The organism is Streptomyces sp. NPDC051677 (assembly GCF_044453465.1).
Classification (GTDB): Bacteria; Actinomycetota; Actinomycetes; order Streptomycetales; family Streptomycetaceae; genus Streptomyces.
Map to the genome: position 1 here is coordinate 58,667 of NZ_JBITCT010000049.1, position 16,577 is coordinate 75,243.

The 16,577-nt window shown below is 70.4% G+C and carries 13 protein-coding genes and 1 tRNA gene; 11 read left to right on the plus strand and 3 right to left on the minus strand.

Translation table 11 applies throughout. The features are described 5' to 3' along the window. The first annotated feature begins 516 nt into the window (after positions 1 to 516). The 5 genes from ACIBAF_RS39765 to ACIBAF_RS39785 all read left to right on the plus strand — a co-directional run bounded on the left by ACIBAF_RS39765 (position 517) and on the right by ACIBAF_RS39785 (position 7,145). Positions 517 to 1,806 (plus strand): ABC transporter substrate-binding protein, encoded by a 1,290-nt coding sequence (locus ACIBAF_RS39765; RefSeq protein ID WP_399470006.1) that lies wholly within the window; start codon positions 517 to 519, stop codon positions 1,804 to 1,806. Next, the gene (locus ACIBAF_RS39770; protein ID WP_399470008.1) at positions 1,806 to 2,804 is read left to right on the plus strand and encodes a carbohydrate ABC transporter permease; all 999 of its coding nucleotides are present in this window, start codon (positions 1,806 to 1,808) and stop codon (positions 2,802 to 2,804) included. Before ACIBAF_RS39765 ends, ACIBAF_RS39770 begins: the two co-directional genes overlap by 1 nt. Next, positions 2,804 to 3,697: a carbohydrate ABC transporter permease gene (locus ACIBAF_RS39775; protein ID WP_399470010.1), complete on the plus strand. Its 894-nt coding sequence runs from the start codon at positions 2,804 to 2,806 to the stop codon at positions 3,695 to 3,697. Before ACIBAF_RS39770 ends, ACIBAF_RS39775 begins: the two co-directional genes overlap by 1 nt. 5 nt (positions 3,698 to 3,702) lie before the next feature. Continuing rightward, the gene (locus tag ACIBAF_RS39780; RefSeq protein ID WP_399470012.1) at positions 3,703 to 4,302 is read left to right on the plus strand and encodes a hypothetical protein; all 600 of its coding nucleotides are present in this window, start codon (positions 3,703 to 3,705) and stop codon (positions 4,300 to 4,302) included. 107 nt (positions 4,303 to 4,409) lie between these two features. Beyond that, complete coding sequence (locus tag ACIBAF_RS39785; protein ID WP_399470014.1) at positions 4,410 to 7,145, plus strand: Tat pathway signal sequence domain protein; 2,736 nt, start codon at positions 4,410 to 4,412, stop codon at positions 7,143 to 7,145. Positions 7,146 to 7,152: 7 nt separating this feature from the next. Here the strand turns inward: ACIBAF_RS39785 and ACIBAF_RS39790 are convergent, their stop codons facing one another. Beyond that, on the minus strand, positions 7,153 to 9,552 hold the full coding sequence (locus ACIBAF_RS39790; protein WP_399470016.1) for an SCO7613 C-terminal domain-containing membrane protein: 2,400 nt from the start codon (positions 9,550 to 9,552) through the stop codon (positions 7,153 to 7,155). 66 nt (positions 9,553 to 9,618) lie between these two features. Between ACIBAF_RS39790 and ACIBAF_RS39795 the strand changes: the two genes are divergently transcribed. Together ACIBAF_RS39795 and ACIBAF_RS39800 are read left to right on the plus strand one after the other, a co-directional pair. Further along, positions 9,619 to 10,065 (plus strand): SRPBCC family protein, encoded by a 447-nt coding sequence (locus tag ACIBAF_RS39795; RefSeq protein ID WP_399470018.1) that lies wholly within the window; start codon positions 9,619 to 9,621, stop codon positions 10,063 to 10,065. A gap of 39 nt (positions 10,066 to 10,104) precedes the next feature. Continuing rightward, positions 10,105 to 10,176: transfer RNA gene (locus ACIBAF_RS39800), tRNA-Val, on the plus strand. Positions 10,177 to 10,232: 56 nt separating this feature from the next. On the opposite strand, the gene ACIBAF_RS39805 is transcribed toward ACIBAF_RS39800, so the two are convergent. After that, positions 10,233 to 10,958 (minus strand): 3'-5' exonuclease, encoded by a 726-nt coding sequence (locus tag ACIBAF_RS39805; protein ID WP_399470020.1) that lies wholly within the window; start codon positions 10,956 to 10,958, stop codon positions 10,233 to 10,235. Positions 10,959 to 11,126: 168 nt separating this feature from the next. Here ACIBAF_RS39805 and ACIBAF_RS39810 point away from each other — a divergent pair, with 168 nt between their 5' ends. From ACIBAF_RS39810 to thrS, 3 genes are all read left to right on the plus strand, one after another. Then, positions 11,127 to 11,693, plus strand: coding sequence for a DUF4365 domain-containing protein (locus tag ACIBAF_RS39810; protein WP_319334893.1), 567 nt, complete (start codon positions 11,127 to 11,129; stop codon positions 11,691 to 11,693). After that, positions 11,690 to 12,907 (plus strand): hypothetical protein, encoded by a 1,218-nt coding sequence (locus ACIBAF_RS39815; protein WP_399470022.1) that lies wholly within the window; start codon positions 11,690 to 11,692, stop codon positions 12,905 to 12,907. The genes ACIBAF_RS39810 and ACIBAF_RS39815 overlap by 4 nt, the downstream gene beginning before the upstream one ends. 99 nt (positions 12,908 to 13,006) lie before the next feature. After that, positions 13,007 to 14,983: a threonine--tRNA ligase gene (gene thrS, locus ACIBAF_RS39820; RefSeq protein WP_399470024.1), complete on the plus strand. Its 1,977-nt coding sequence runs from the start codon at positions 13,007 to 13,009 to the stop codon at positions 14,981 to 14,983. 97 nt (positions 14,984 to 15,080) lie between these two features. Here thrS and ACIBAF_RS39825 read toward each other — a convergent pair whose 3' ends face one another. Next, a complete protein-coding gene (locus ACIBAF_RS39825; RefSeq protein ID WP_399470026.1) occupies positions 15,081 to 15,749 on the minus strand; it encodes a potassium channel family protein in 669 nt (222 codons plus the stop codon). A 67-nt stretch (positions 15,750 to 15,816) separates the two neighbouring features. Here ACIBAF_RS39825 and ACIBAF_RS39830 point away from each other — a divergent pair, with 67 nt between their 5' ends. Continuing rightward, positions 15,817 to 16,404 carry an HIT family protein gene (locus ACIBAF_RS39830; protein ID WP_399470028.1) on the plus strand — a complete coding sequence of 196 codons (588 nt, stop codon included), beginning with the start codon at positions 15,817 to 15,819 and terminating at the stop codon, positions 16,402 to 16,404. Positions 16,405 to 16,577 lie beyond the last annotated feature (173 nt).

Here is a 16,577-nt window from a genome sequence, read left to right on the forward strand (position 1 = left end):
CGAGGGTGGACGGCGACGACGGCCGCCGTCGGCAACGGTACGCAGTCATCGAGCCCCCGATCACCACCATTTCGCGCCCTTCACGGGCCCTCGCCGTCACCTCGTCACCTCGTCTCGTCACCTCGTCGCGCACCCCTTCCTCACCCAACCCCGGGACACTCACGCCTCACCCCACCGTCCCCTGCCTCCACACCGTCAACTCCCTTCCTCTGTCACGGCATCCACCCCACGACCCCCGCAACCCCCAACATGCCAGGCGGATTTCAGCCTCTCAGCTCGCTCCCCTGACGGGCGGTCACAGGTTCGGGTCGCCGAACAGGAGTCCCTCACCTGCGAGTTCGTCCCGCCGGAAGGTTGGCAACGGCTGGCCGCCCCCCGCGCCCCGCAGAGCCCGCGCACAAGAAAATCCTGTCCGAATCATTGACGCTCTCTCAACCCCCTCGTACCTTGTGCCAGCAAGCGCTTTCTTGAAACGATTCATGCAAGCGGCAACGACGCTGCGGGGAGGGCCCGACTGTGGGAACCAGCAGGAATGTTGAGAGGCGAACGATCCTGAAGGCCGCGGGGGCGACGGCGGCCACTCTGGGCCTGGCCGCGACCACGGGGTGCGGGGGAGACAGCGGGACTTCCGCGGACGGGACGGTGACGATCCGTTACGCGTGGTGGGGTTCCGAGGACCGTGCCCAGCGCATCAACAAGACCATCGCGCTCTTCGAGAAGAAGTACCCGAAGATCAAGGTGAAAACGGACTTCCAGCCGTACACCGACTTCTGGAAGAAGTTCAACACCCAGGCTTCCGGCGGCAATCCGCCGGACGTCTTCCAGAATGCCATCGGATTCCTGCGGAAATACGACGCGAAGAACGTGCTGCTCGATCTCAGCGCGCAGGTCAAGGCGGGCAATCTCTCCACGGACGGCTTCCGGGCCGGCCTGGAGAAGTTCGGCGAGGTCGACGGCAAGCTTCTCGGTGTTCCGGTCGGCTCCAACTCGATGGCCCTGGTCATCGACAAGCCCGTGTACACCAAGGCGGGCGTGAAGCCGGAGCCGGGCTGGACCTGGGACGAGTACCACGCGGCGATGGGGAAGATCCGCGACAAGACGGGGCGTGCCGGTGACACCGGCCCGTACAACATCATGTACCTCTACGACCTCTATCTGCGCCAGAACGGCAAGGCGTTCTTCACCAAGGACGGACTCGGTTTCGCCGAGGCGGATCTCACGGACTGGTGGACGAAGGCCAAGCAGGGCGTCGAGGAGGGCATCTACGCCAACGCCAAGAAGGTCGCGCAGATCAAGCCCAAGTCGGCGGTCGCGGGCGGACTCGCCGGCGGCGAGTTCACCTGGGACAACTTCACCGTCCGCTACACCTCCGAGGGCAAGAGCCAGTACGGCCTGGCCCCCATTCCCACCACGGACGGCAAGAAGACCGGCCAGTACCTGGGCTCCCTGATGCTCAGCGCCTCCAAGCGCACCCAGCACCCCAAGGAAGCCGCCCAGTTCATAAACTTCATGGTGCACGACCCCGAGGTCGCCAAGATCATGGGCTACGACCGCGGTGTGCCCGCGACCCAGGCGCAGTACGACGCGTTCAAGCCGACCGACGAGGTCAACAAGGCGATCGCCGCCTACGAGGAGTCCCTCGTCGCGTCCGGCGTCCTTGAGCCCATCACCCCGCATCCGAACGGCGCGGACATCTGTGAGGCCGCGTTCCTGCGCATCGGCGAGGAACTCGCCCTGGGCACACGGCCGGTGGACGACGCCGTCAAGCAGTTCTTCACCGAGTCGAAGACGGCTCTCTCCGCCTGATGGGAACCACCGTGACACACGCCCCTGCGATGGAGGGCCTGGCCAAGGACTCCGAGCCGCGGCACGGTCCGGTGAACTCCCCGCGCCCCGCCGCACTCAAGCGGCGGGGCCGCCGGGAGAACCTGGCCGGCTATCTCTTCATGTCCCCGTGGATCGCCGGATTCCTGCTGCTGACAGCCGGCCCGATGGTCGCCTCGCTCTACTTCGCGTTCACCGACTACAACCTGTTCGACGCACCGAAGTGGATCGGCCTCGACAACTTCTCCGAGATGTTCGGCGACCCGCGGTGGCGCCACTCGGTGCGGGTGACGCTCTGGTACGTCGTCGTCGGTACACCACTCAAGCTGCTGCTCGCGCTCGGGGTGGCGCTGCTGCTGGCGCAGAAGCGGCGCGGACAGGCCTTCTACCGAGCCGCCTTCTACGCGCCCTCGCTGATCGGGGCGAGCGTCTCCGTCGCCATCGTGTGGAAGGCGATCTTCTCGGACGACGCGATCGTCGACCGTACGCAGAAGCTCTTCGGGATCGACGTCGGCGGCTGGACCGGCGACCCGGAGATGATCATCTACAGCCTGGTGGCGCTCACCGTCTGGCAGTTCGGCGCGCCCATGGTCATCTTCCTGGCCGGCCTCAAGCAGGTCCCGCGTGAGCTGTACGAGGCGGCCGAGGTCGACGGGGCCGGCAAGCTGCGGCGGTTCTGGAACATCACCCTGCCGATGATCTCCCCGGTCCTTTTCTTCAACGTCCTGCTGGAGACGATCCACTCCTTCCAGATCTTCAGCTCGGCCTACATCGTCGGCGGCGGCGCCGGCAGCAACGCCTGTGGTCCGGCGGACGGCTCGATGGTCTACACCTGCTACCTGTACGTCCAGGGCTTCGAGAACAGCCGGATGGGCCTGGCCTCCGCCATGGCCTGGATGCTGCTCGTCGCGGTCGCCCTGGTGACGGCGGTGCTGTTCTGGTCCCAGAAGCGCTGGGTGCACTACGAGGAGGGCGCCTGATGAGCGCGCAGGCCACCGACGTCACGCCGGCCCGATCCGCGAAGGCGGGCGCCCTCCGTCGCAGGTTGCCCGGCTCCCTCGCCTGGCACATCGGGTCCCTTGCAATCCTCGCGGTGATCCTCTACCCGGTGATCTGGGTCATCGGCGGTTCCTTCAAGAAGAGCGAGGACATCGTCGGGAGCCTCGACCTCCTGCCGGGGGACCCGATCATCTCGAACTACACGGGGCTCGCCGACGGCATCGCGGACATCTCGATCTCCACGTTCTTCCTCAACTCGCTCTTCCTCGCGGTCGGTTCCGTGGTCGGAATCGTGGTGTCCTGTTCCCTGACGGCGTACGCCTTCGCGAAGATCAGGTTCGCGGGCCGCAATCTGCTGTTCACGCTGATGATCGGCACGTTGCTGCTGCCCTACCACGTGCTGCTGATCCCGCAGTACGTGCTGTTCCGCAACATGGGAATGATCAACACGTACACCCCGCTGCTGCTCGGGAAGTACCTGGCCACCGAGGCGTTCTTCGTCTTTCTGATGGTGCAGTTCATGCGCAACCTGCCCAGGGAGCTCGACGAGGCGGCCCGTCTCGACGGCTGCGGACATCTGCGCATCTACTGGTCGATCGTGCTCCCGCTGTGCCGGCCGGCCCTGATCACCAGTGCGATCTTCACGTTCATCAACTCCTGGAACGACTTCATGGGGCCGCTGATCTACCTCAACGAGCCCGACAAGTACACCGTCTCCCTCGGCCTGAAGATGTTCGTGGACCAGGAAGGCCTGGCCAACTACGGCGGCATGATCGCCATGTCCTTGGTGGCGCTCCTGCCAGTGCTGGCCTTCTTCCTCGCCTTCCAGCGCTATCTGATCGACGGCATGGCGACGTCCGGGCTGAAGGGCTGACCGGTATGGCTGAGGCACGCGTCAAGGCCAAGTCCCCGGCCGGGGAGTCCGTGTTCGCCGAGCGGTTCGCGGTGTTCGCCGAGTGTCTGCTCACCGGCGTGTGGATCGCGGTGGCCTCGCTCGGCGTGGTCACCTACCCGGCCGCCTTCGCCGCCGGTGCGCGGCACCTGCGCCGCCGCATGGCCCATGTGGAGGGCGGCTGGCGGGAGTTCGTCGCCGACTTCCGTAGGGCCGTGCGCGGCGGGTGGCTCGCGGGACTGGCCGGATGGGGCGCGGCGGTCGCGGTCTGGGTGGACGTCCAGGCCGTGCGGGCCGGGATCCCGGGCGGGCCCTTGGTCGGTGCCGTCGGGGTCTTCGCGCTGATCGGATTCGCCGTCGCCGGGCTGCGCGCGGCGGCGCTCTGGGCGCCCGGCGACACCTGGCGCAGCCTGCTCGCGCAGGCCGGACGCCGTACCGTCCTGGACCCCGCAGGGTCCTTCCTGATCATCGGTGGGCTCGCCGTCGTGGCCGTGTCCGCCTGGTTCGTCGCGCCGTTGGCGGTCCCTGTCCTGGGAGCCGTCGCGGCGGCGGCCATCGCCGTGGAGGAGCGTTACCGGCGCCGCTGATCCGCGGTGCCCCGTCATCAGGTCGGCGCCCCTGGGCGCCGTACCTCTCTCTGTCATGCCCCTGACCATCCCCCCTGCACCCCGCACGGAAGGAAAGGCTGCATCTCATGTCTCCCATCCCCCGCAGGTCCCTCCTCAAGGCGGCGGCCGTCGCCGGCGCCGCCGCACAGTTCAGCTGGGCGCTAGGGGCGAAGGACGCCGAGGCCGCGCCGAGAGACGCGGCGGCGGACGCCGATCCGGTGACTCTGGACTGGCTGGAGGACGGCGGTCTCGGCGCCGCCCCCGGCTCCACCCTCGGCGTGCCCTGGCCGATGGGCACGTACCAGGAGGACCAGACCTTCGCGCTGACGGACGCCGACGGCCGTGACGTCCCCGTACAGTCCTGGCCGCTCGCGTACTGGCCGGACGGCTCCCTCAAGTGGACGGCCCACGCGGTCAGTTCGGGCTCCGGCAAGCTCACGCTCGCCGCCGGCGCACCGGCCGCGCCCGCCAAGAAGGTCACCGTCGACAAGAGCGGCGGCACCATCGACGTGTCGACGGGCGTCATCACCGCGAAGATCGGCAAGTCCGGGGCGACCCTCATCAAGTCCGTCACCCGCGGCTCCACCGAGATCGCCAAGAACGGCCGTCTGGTCCTGATCCGCCAGCCCGAGATCGAGGACGAGGACCAGGGCACCGTCAAGACCGAGCGCTTCGAGGGCGCCATCGACGCCGTCACCGTGGAGCAGTCGGGCCCGGTCCGTGCGGTCGTCCGCATCGACGGCAAGCACCGCAAGGGCAGCCGCAGCTGGCTCCCGTTCTCCATCCGCCTGTACTTCTACGCGGGCGCCGACTCCTTCCGCATGGTGCACACCATCACGTACGACGGGAAGCAGGAGCCCGGCAAGGCCAGCGGCGACTTCATCCGGGGCCTGGGCGTCCGCTTCACCGTCCCGATGCGCGACGAGTCCTACGACCGTCACATCCGCATCGGCGGCGAGGGCGCCGGCCTGCTGCGCGAGGCCGTCAAGGGCATCACCGGACTGCGCCGCGACCCCGGCGCGGCGGTGCAGGCCGCCCAGTACGCGGGCCAGAAACTCCCCGACCCGGCCACCTGGGACCAGCGGGTCACCACCCGCCTCCAGTACATCCCCGAATGGGGCGACTACACCCTCTCCCAGCTCTCCGCCGACGGCTTCACCCTGCGCAAGCGCACCAAGAAGGGCTACGGCTGGATCGGCGCGGGAGGCGGCAAGCGAGCGTCCGGCTTCGGTTACGTCGGCGGGGTCAGCGGCGGATTCTCCTTCGGCCTGCGGGACTTCTGGGAGAAGCACCCGAGCCAGCTGGACATCCGTGACGCCCACACCGACGAGGCCGAGGTCACCCTCTGGCTCTGGTCGCCCGAGGCACAGCCCATGGACCTGCGCTTCTACCACGACGGCATGGGTCAGGACACCTTCCCCGAGCAGCTCGAAGGCCTCAACATCACCTACGAGGACTACGAGCCCGGCTTCGGCACCCCCTACGGGATCGCCCGTACCTCCGAACTCCTCTTCTGGGCCAACGAGTCGACGCCCGCCCCCGAGAAACTCGCCGAACAGGTCGAGGCCGTACGGGTGCTGCCGCAGCTCGCCGCCCCGCCCAAGCAGCTCATCAAGGCGAAGGTCTTCGGCCCCGGCCTGTACTCCGAGCCCGACCGCTCCACCCCGGCCAAGGCGAAGATCGAGGACCACCTCGACTTCCTCTTCACCTACTACAAGGACCAGGTGGAGCAGCGCCGCTGGTACGGCTTCTGGGACTACGGCGACATCATGCACACCTACGACACCGTCCGGCACCAGTGGCGCTACGACATCGGCGGCTACGCCTGGGACAACTCCGAGCTGTCGCCGGACATCTGGCTCTGGATGGCGTACCTGCGATCCGGCCGCTCGGACATCTTCCGCTTCGCCGAGGCGATGACCCGGCACACCGGCGAGGTCGACGTCTACCACATCGGCCAGTGGGCGGGCCTGGGCACCCGGCACGGCGTCCAGCACTACGCCGACAGCGCCAAGCAGCAGCGCATCGCCAACACCACCTACCGCCGCTACTACTACTTCCTCACCGGCGACGAGCGGGTCGGCGACCTCATGCACGCCAACGTGGACTCCGACGAGACCTTCCTCGCCCTGGACCCGCTGCGCAAGATCCGCACCGAGCCCTACACGCCCGACCGGCACGCCCTGTCGATCGGCTTCGGCACCGACTGGAGCGGTCTGGTGTCGGCGTGGCTGACGGAGTGGGAGCGCAAGGGCCCCAAGTGGGAGAAGGCCAAGGCGCGCGTCCTGTCGACGATGGAGACGATCGCCGCCCAGCCCAACGGCTTCGTGCAGGGCAGCGGGCTGTACGACCTCGACACAGGAAGGTTCGCGGCGGCTTCCGCGCCCGTCGTCGGCGTCTCGCACCTCTCCGCCGTCTTCGGCCTGAACGAGCTGTGCGCCGAGCTCATCCACCTGGTCGACATGCCGAAGTTCAAGGAGGCCTACCTCGACTACTGCCGCTACTTCAACGCCACCAAGGCGGAACAGGCGGCCCGCTACGGCACCAACTTCGGCAGCCTGCTGCTCTTCCAGGGCCACTCGCGCCTCGACGCGTACGCCGCCGTCCAGACCGGCGACGCGGCGCTCGCCAAGCGGGCGTGGACGAAGTTCTACAGCTCCGACGGCTACACGGAGTCCTCACCGTGGAAGACGGAGAAGCTGAGCGGCCCCGCCACCCTGGTCGCAGGCAGCGAGGCCGCCTGGGTGTCCACCAACGACACCGCGCTCTACGGCCTCGCCGCCATCGAGAACCTGGCCCTGCTCGGCGACAAGATGCCGTAGCGGTCGGCTAGTTCATCCTGCCCAGGGCCTCCCGTGCCTTGCGGACGTTCCGCAGCCGCTGCTCGTACGTCGCCCCGAGTGCGAGCAGCAGCAGTCCGGCGAGGGCGGGAGGCACCCAGCGGGGGAGCGCGTCGGTCACCTGGACGAGATACGGGGCGAGTTCGTGCAGCGTGTCCAGGGTGAGCACCGACCCGCCGAGCACGAGCGGCGCCTGCAGCCGGCGCCGGGCGCCCACCAGGGTGAGCAGCAGCGCGGCCGTGCCCAGCAGCAGGGGGCGGGTCCACCCGGGGTCGCCCCAGGCCGCGGCCAGGCTCGGCACAAGCGTGGCGGTGAGGCCGGGAGCGTACGCCGTCCAGGACGACGTGGCCGACTCCCGGCGCCGGCGCAGGGCTCCCACGAGCAGCGCCGGCGCCGTCACCGGCAGGGTGTACGCCTCCGGGACCCCGACGTGCCAGGCCGCCAGGCGCACCCACGCGGCCAGCACGAAGAGGGCGACGGCCGCGTAGCCGACGGCGCGGCGATCCGGGCGCAGCGCCGTGCCCGCGGCGATCACCGCGCACAGGGACAGCACCAGGGCGAGCAGCGGCAGGTCGAGGACCGCCAGGCCGATGGCGACCAGGCCGGCCGCGGCTCCGGTCGCCTCGACCGCGACCGTCGTCGCGGGGTCGCCGATCCGAGGTGCGACCAGGGCCGCCGCCACCGGGACCGCCAGCACCAGCAGCGCGATGTGCTCCGGCCGCCAGCCCGCTGAGGCGCCCACGGCGCAGGCCAGGGCCGTGGCGTAGCCGAGAGCGGCGGCCGCCGACACCGGCGGCAGGCGCCTCTGCCAGGCCGCCACCGCGCACACCACGGTCAGTACGGCGAGAACGGTCAGGGTGGCCCCTTCGGTGGCCAGGGAGAGGAAGGCGAGGCCGAGAGAGGTGGCCAGGGCGAGCCCGGTGGCCGTCCGCGACACCGGCGCCAGGAGCGCCAGCGTCGCCAGCCCCTGCACCGACATGCCGACGGCGTAAGGGAGTTGCAGCGCCGTCGGGGTGACGAGGACCCCGGCCCAGGCCAACGTCAGCGCCGCGGTCAGCGCCTGCGGGCGCCACGCCTCGTTCCGGACCGTCGTCGCCAGCACCGTGGCCACCGCGACGAGGATCAGGGGAGCCGTGACGGCGTACGGCTGCCAGAAGGCGTCCATCGTCGCCGCGGCGCGGGCGTCGGCCGGAGCCCCCGACCACGGGTGCCCAAGCCACGCCGTCGGACCCAGCAGCGTGACGCCGACGGCCGGCGCCGCCCACAGCACCGCGCCCGCCTGGACGGCGCCGGACGCCCAGACGACACCCCGGCGCACCGCCTCCTGACCCCGCGCGGCGGCCAACAGGGCGATCCCGCACGCCAGATACGCCGGTACCGCCCAGTCGCCGGGCACCAGGACCCGGAGGATGCCGCCGAGGCCGACGACCACGCACAGGGCGCCGGCCGCGGCCGTCCCCGTCGCGAGCTCCGGGCGGAACCGGCCCGCGCCCAGGGCGATCGCCGCCGCGAGGGCGAGGAGCGCCGCCGCCCGTGCCGCGGCCCCCGGACCGGCCGCGTTCACGGAGAGCAGGCCGGCCGCCAGAACGCCCCAGCCGCCCGTCCCGAACGCGCACACCACGGCGACGAGCCGCACCGGCCGGTCGGACGCCCGGAGCGCGACCACCGTGTCGAACGCCGCCGTCGACAGCACCGCGGCGGTGACCGCGTACGCTCCGCCGCCGATCGCGATCGCCCAGAGCGGCAACGGGAGTTGAGCGACCGTCAGGGCGGCCGGGCGGGGGAGCCGTACGGTGGCCGAGCCCGGCAGCGCGGCGAGCGCCGTGCCGTACGCGGCCCACAGCACCGCCAGCACCGTCGACGCGGCCGCCGCGTACGTCGTACCGTCCGAAGCCGTGAACGCCACCTCGTACAAGGCGTACGCGTCCAGCGCCGTCAGCGCGAGACCGAGACCCGCGACCGACTCGGCCGTCGACCGCAGCCCCCGCCGCAGCAGCGCCACCGGCGCCCCGAGCACCCCCAGCGTGACCGCGCCCAGCACCAGGGACCGGCCGACGATGCCCAGATGACCCCAGCTGACCAGCGTGAACACCATCGCCGCGATGGTGAGCAGGAGACCGCCGAGCAGAAGAAGGACGTTCTGCACGCCGGGCGCGGTCGCCTCGGGACGGGTGGACGGCGCCGGCGGAGCCGGCCGGCTCGGCCACACCGGCGGGGCCTGCCGTACCGCATGCTGAAGCGCGGCGACCAGCCAGGCGCGGCGGGCCAGCAACTGGGCCCGGCGGGCGTCCAGTTGCTGTAGCTCGGTGTCGAGGAGCCGCAGCTCCTCGGCCGGGGGCGGAAAATGCGTCATGGTCCGGAGTGTGGTCCGCGTCACGTGCGACGACATGAGCGCACGTACTCAGAACGTACTCAAATGCCGTCGGCCGGACGCCCGTGCGGGCACACTCGGCCCATGGACTGGACCCGGTACCGCTTCCGCGCCCTGTGGGCCCTGCCCGCACCCGCCGACCGCGTGTACGACACCCTGGAGCAGGCCGAGGACTACCCCCGCTGGTGGCCCCAGGTGCGCGAGGTGAACCGGATCGACGACACCACCGGCGTCGTCCGCATCCGCTCCCTCCTCCCGTACGACCTGACCTTCACCGCACGTGAGGTGCGGCGCGATCCGGCCGCCGGCGTGCTGGAGATCGCGATGACGGGCGACCTCGACGGCTGGGCGCGCTGGACCGTCACCGCCGACGGCTCCGGCGCCCTCGCCCGCTACGACCAGGTGGTCCAGGTGAACAAGCCACTGCTGCGCCGGTTCGCCGTCCCCGGGCGGCCGGTGTTCCGCCTGAACCACCGGCTGATGATGCGGTCCGGACGGCGCGGCCTCGTGGCCCACCTGCAAGCGGTTTGAAGGAAGCGTGCGGGGACCTGTATGGTTCAGTGCGTTCCCGGGCGATTAGCTCAGTGGGAGAGCGCTTCGTTCACACCGAAGAGGTCACTGGTTCGAACCCAGTATCGCCCACCGGGAGAGGCCGGTCCGCAACACGCGGACCGGCCTTTTCGTGTCCGCGTAACCCCTCAGGCCGCCGCCGGCAGTTCCGGGCGCAGCGGCCACGACGTGTCCACCGTCTCCGGGGTGCCGCTGCGCGCGAACCAGGCCTGAAGCCCCCGCGCCTGAGCCGCGTGCCAGGCCGTCTGCAGGGCGTGCAGATCGGCGGGGGACAGGCGCTCCAGACGCGTCGCGAACCGTCGGCCGAGGGCCCGGACGACCTCCAGCGCGGCCAGCGCGTCCGCCGCCGCGTCGTGCGCCTCGGACAGCGTCACGCCGTAGTGCGCGCACAGGTCCGTGAGCGTGCGCCGGCCCTTGCGGTAGCGGTCCAGGTGCTTGTCCAGGACCCGGGGGTCCAGCACCCGCAGCGGCGCCGCCTCCAGCCAGTGGTCCAGCGCCGAGGCGCGGTGCCTGCGCAGCTCACGGTCGAGCAGCGTCAGGTCGAACGGCGCGTTCATCACCACCAACGGGCGTGCCGCGGCGGCCTGTTCCGCGAGCAGCTCGGCTATCTCGAACATCACCGGCGACGGCCAGCGGCCGTTGCGCTGCAGATGCTCGTCCGTCAGCCCGTGCACCTCCGTCGCCCCGGCCGGCACCGGCACGCCCGGGTTCACCAGCCAGCGGCTCACCCGCGGCCGCACCCCCGGCGCGTCCTGGACGACGAGGGCGGCCGACACGATCCGGTCGGTCTCCACGTCGACGCCCGTCGTCTCCGTGTCAAAAGCGGCCAGCGGCCCCTCGTACCAGTACGTCATACCTACACAACCCCTCGTTCACCCACGGCAGCTGACGCACCGTCTTCTGCCTGTTTGGTGATACCCGGGCTGTTTGCGCCGTACGCCGGAAGGACACAACACGGGTACGGGTCTTTGCAGTTCAGCGGCCCGTCACGGGGACTGGCTTTGCGTGGAAGGCTGTTGGTCATGGCGATAGCGCAGCCCGAGCGGGGCGGGCTGCTGCCCGAACACGCGGGGCTTCATCGCGGCACCCTCGCCACCACCGCGTGCATGGAGACACTGCAGGTGGGCTATCTGCACGCGGTCGCGGCGGCCGCCGGATGCTCGCTGTCCCAGCCGTTCCCCGACAACGGCATCGACTGGCATGTCAGCCACAGCGCACCCGGCCACACCGTCGACGACGAGGTCACCATCAAGGTGCAGCTCAAAGCCACCTACCAGGTGCGGCCCAACCCGCCGGGCCGCTTCTTCTCCTTCACGCTCGACAACGACCACCTGCGCAAGCTCGCCCGCAGCCCGGTCTCGGTGCACAAGATCCTCGTCGTGATGCTCGTGCCCAGATCCCAGGACGACTGGCTGCGCGCCAGCCACGACCGCCTCGACCTGCGGCACTGCTGCTACTGGGTCAATCTCGCCGGCCACCCGATCACCGGCCGGACCCGGACCACCGTGCGGATACCGACCACACGCATCTTCGACGACCGGGCGCTGTGCGAGATCATGACGCGGGCCGGAACGGGAGGCAGACCGTGATCCACCGCCCCCTCGACGAGCCACTGCGGCCCGTACGGCCGCACCCCGAGGCCCACTGGGACCAGTCCCCGCAGCCGGGCGAGGTCGACCCGGCCGTCCTGGGCGCCCTGCTGCGCCGGCACGGCTGGCAGCGCCGCGGCGGCGCCGCCGGCCGCTACGGCCGCTGGACCCCGCCCGGCCCGGGCGGCGGCGGGACCAGCCTGCTCGTGCCCGAGAGCCGCGCCTTCCCCGACAGCGACGACCTGCTCGGCGAGGCGCTCCTCGCGCTCTCCCGCAGCGGCACGCCCTCCGCGCGCGAGGTGCTCGTCGGGCTCGCCGTGCCGAGCGACGAGATCCGCTGGTGGCGGGACGCGCCGACCGGGCCCGCCGGGGCCGCGTCCTGGGCCGTCGAGGAACAGCTGCGCGGGGCGGCCCGCCAGCTGCTGCTCGCCGGCGCGCTCGCCACCCGCGCGCGTGCGGGCTACTACGGCGCCCGACACCGGCGCGCGGCCCTCGCGACCCTGGAGAGCGTCCTCGTCGGCTCCGCAGCCGGCGGACGCAGCCTGACGGCCTTCGCCCCCGTCGCGGGCGCCCGCCCCCTCGCCGTCCGCCTCCACCAGGCCCTGTACGCCGTCCGCGAGGCCATCGACTACCAACGGGCCACCGGCGGCATGGACGCCTTCGACGGCGCCGTGGAGGCCGGCGCCAGCCGCGAGCTCACCGAGGCGCTCATCGCCCTCGTGCGGGGCGCCGAGGGCGCCCGGATCGCCGTCGAGTGGTCGCCCGCGGCCGGAGTCCCCGAGGACTGCGCCGCGAGCGACGAGCCGGTCGAGTTCTCGCCCGGCGACCTGCCCGTCCTGCGCGAGGCCGGCGCCCGCTATCTGCGCGAGGAGCCCTCCGTGCCCGTGCGGGTCACCGGCACCGTGGTCCGGATGCGCAGGTCTGGGCCGCGCGGCGAGGGCAGCATCCGGCTGCGGGTGCTGGCCGGCGCCGAGATCCCGCACGTCCGCCTCATCCTCGACGAGGAGGACTACCGCATCGCCGGACAGGCCCACCTGGTCGGACTGCCGGTGCGGGTGCAGGGCCGGCTGGAGAGCAGGGGCGGGTTCCGCAGGATCACCGGTGCGAGCGGGGTCGTCCCCGTGCAGGTGGACGAGGCCGAGCGGGACCGGCTGGTGAAGTCCCTGCAGGAGAACCTCGACTTCTTCGAGGAGGCGTGCGGGGGCGAGGACTGAGGGTAACCGTTTAGCGGTCGGCGGGTGCGGGTCGGTACGATCCCCTATTGCGCGCGCTCACGGTATGGCGCCGCACCCACCTTCAGTCAGGAGAGACCGGTGTCAGACGTCCGTGTGATCATCCAACGCGATTCCGAGCGGGAAGAGCGCACGGTGACGACGGGCACCACGGCCGCCGACCTCTTCGCCGGCGAGCGCTCGATCATCGCCGCGCGCGTGGCCGGCGAGCTCAGGGACCTGTCGTACGTGCTCGCCGACGGCGAGGAGGTCGAGGGGGTCGCGATCTCCTCCGAGGACGGCCTCAACATCCTGCGGCACTCCACCGCGCACGTGATGGCCCAGGCCGTGCAGGAGCTCTTCCCCGAGGCCAAGCTGGGCATCGGCCCGCCGGTCAAGGACGGCTTCTACTACGACTTCGACGTCGAGAAGCCGTTCACGCCCGAGGACCTCAAGGCCGTCGAGAAGAAGATGCAGGAGATCCAGAAGCGCGGGCAGAAGTTCGCACGTCGGGTGGTCACCGACGAGGCCGCCCGCGAGGAGCTCGCCGACGAGCCCTACAAGCTGGAGCTGATCGGCCTCAAGGGCTCGGCCTCCAGCGACGACGGCGCGGACGTCGAGGTCGGCTCCGGCGAGCTGACCATCTACGACAACCTGGACGCCAGGACCGGCGACCTGTGCTGGAAGGACCTCTGCCGCGGTCCCCACCTGCCCACCACCCGCAACATCCCGGCGTTCAAGCTGATGCGCAACGCGGCCGCCTACTGGCGCGGCAGCGAGAAGAACCCCATGCTCCAGCGCATCTACGGCACCGCCTGGCCCTCCAAGGAGGAGCTGAAGGCGCACCTCGACTTCCTCGCCGAGGCCGAGAAGCGCGACCACCGCAAGCTCGGCTCCGAGCTCGACCTGTTCTCCATCCCGGAGCAGATCGGCTCCGGCCTCGCCGTCTTCCACCCCAAGGGCGGCATCATCCGCCGGGTCATGGAGGACTACTCGCGCCGCCGGCACGAGGAGGAGGGCTACGAGTTCGTCTACACCCCGCACGCGACGAAGGGGAAGCTCTTCGAGCAGTCCGGGCACCTGGACTGGTACGCCGACGGCATGTACCCGCCCATGCAGCTCGACGAGGGCGTGGACTACTACCTCAAGCCCATGAACTGCCCGATGCACAACCTGATCTTCGACGCGCGCGGCCGCTCCTACCGTGAACTGCCGCTGCGCCTCTTCGAGTTCGGGACCGTGTACCGGTACGAGAAGTCGGGCGTCGTGCACGGCCTCACCCGCGCGCGCGGCTTCACGCAGGACGACGCGCACATCTACTGCACGCGTGAGCAGATGTCGGAGGAGCTCGACAAGACGCTCACCTTCGTCCTCGGCCTGCTGCGGGACTACGGCCTGGAGGACTTCTACCTGGAGCTCTCCACCAAGGACCCGGAGAAGTTCGTCGGCTCCGACGAGGTCTGGGAGGAAGCCACCGAGGTCCTCCGCCAGGTCGCCGAGAAGCAGGGCCTCCCGCTCGTTCCCGACCCGGGCGGCGCCGCCTTCTACGGGCCGAAGATCTCCGTCCAGACCAAGGACGCCATCGGCCGGACCTGGCAGATGTCGACCATCCAGCTCGACTTCAACCTGCCCGAGCGCTTCGACCTGGAGTACACCGGCCCGGACGGCTCCAAGCAGCGTCCGGTCATGATCCACCGCGCGCTGTTCGGCTCCATCGAGCGCTTCTTCGCGGTGCTCCTGGAGCACTACGCGGGCGCCTTCCCGGCGTGGCTGGCCCCGGTCCAGGCGATCGGCATCCCGATCGGCGACGGGCACGTGGAGTACCTGGAGAAGTTCGCCGCCGAGGCGAAGAAGAAGGGGCTGCGGGTCGAGGTCGACTCGTCGTCGGACCGCATGCAGAAGAAGATCAGGACCGCGCAGAAGCAGAAGGTGCCATTCATGATCATCGTCGGGGACGAGGACATGGGTGCGGGCACTGTGTCGTTCCGCTACCGCGACGGCTCGCAGGAGAACGGCATTCCGCGTGACGAGGCGCTGGCGAAGCTCGTCGATGTGGTGGAGCGTCGAGTGCAGGTGTGATTCTTCCCCGCCGATGCGGGGGTGTTCCGATTCGCAAGGCGCACAGGCACAAGGTGCCCTGCTGCCCGCCGCAGCGGGGTTTCGGGCCCTCGGGGACTCACCTCTCCGAGGGCCCTTCGCCGTTCCGGCGTTCGCCCTCCAACGAGAACACCTGGACCAGCCACGACGAGAACGAGCCCGTCACCGCGCCCAGCAGCGCCAGCCCGCATGCCATCAGGCCCACCGCGATCGCCCGGCCACCGGTCGTGACCGGGACGACATCGCCGTAGCCGACCGTGGTCAGCGTCGCGCACGCCCACCACAGCGTGTCCCCGAAAGTGTGCATCTGGGTGCCCGGCGCCCCCCGCTCCTGGTCGTAGACGGCGAGCGAGCACGCGAAGCCGAGCAGGACCGTCGTCACCCCGGCATAGGCGATCACGCGCGCGTACAACGACAGCCGGGGTTCACCGCGCCGGCGCTGGACGGCCTCGTACAGCTTGACCACCCGCAGCGGGCGCAGCAGCGGCAGGACGACGACCGCCGTGTCCAGCTTGTGCGCCGGGACGAAGCGCAGCCCCTGTCCGCTGAGCCGCCAGCGCGCCGCGTAGTCGAGCACGAACATCAACCAGGTGAGGCACATCACCGCCGCGCACAGGCCCCGCCACGCTTCCGGCAGGCCTTGGGCGAGGACCAGGACCGCGTACATGGCGAGGAACAACAGGGAGGCGAAGGCGAGGGGTACCTCGGTGCGCTGCGCCCAGCGGTTCTGACGGCTGTCTTCGTCCATCGGCCCAGCTTGGCCCGCGTGGCTTTCCGCGGAACCCCGGCGACACGCCGCGAACGGGCGAAGCCATATGCTGCCTTGCATGACGAGTGAGCCGGAGCAGCAGATCGGAGTGGGGACGCAGGACGCGTTCCAGCGCCTGTGGACGCCCCACCGGATGGCGTACATCCAGGGCGAGAACAAGCCGACCGGCCCGGGGGCCGAGGACGGCTGCCCGTTCTGCTCGATCCCGGCGAAGTCCGACGAGGACGGGCTGATCGTCCGGCGCGGTGAGCATGTGTACGCGGTGCTGAACCTCTACCCGTACAACGGCGGCCACCTGATGACCGTCCCCTACCGGCATGTGGCCGACTACACCGATCTGACGGTGCCCGAGACCGCCGAGCTCGCCGAACTGACCAAGCAGGCGATGACGGCCCTGCGCACCGCGTCCGGCGCGCACGGCTTCAACATCGGCATGAACCAGGGGACCGTCGCGGGTGCCGGCATCGCCGCTCACCTCCACCAGCACATCGTGCCCCGCTGGGGCGGCGACACGAACTTCATGCCGGTGGTCGGCCACACACGCGTGCTGCCCCAACTCCTCGCGGACACGAGGAAAATGCTGGCAGAAGCCTGGCCGACAGCTGCTGCCGGCAGCCCGTCCGGGGGCGCTTGAGACCAAGGCCGGCTCCAACAGCCCGTCCGGCGTTTGAGGACGAGGCCCCTCTAGGGGGGAAGGGGGGTCTGGGGGCACAGCGGGTAGGGGGCAGACCATGATCAAAAGCGCACTTCAACAAATTGTTGAATTCGGAATTACCCTCTGTAATTCTATTTCCAATTCATTCCGAA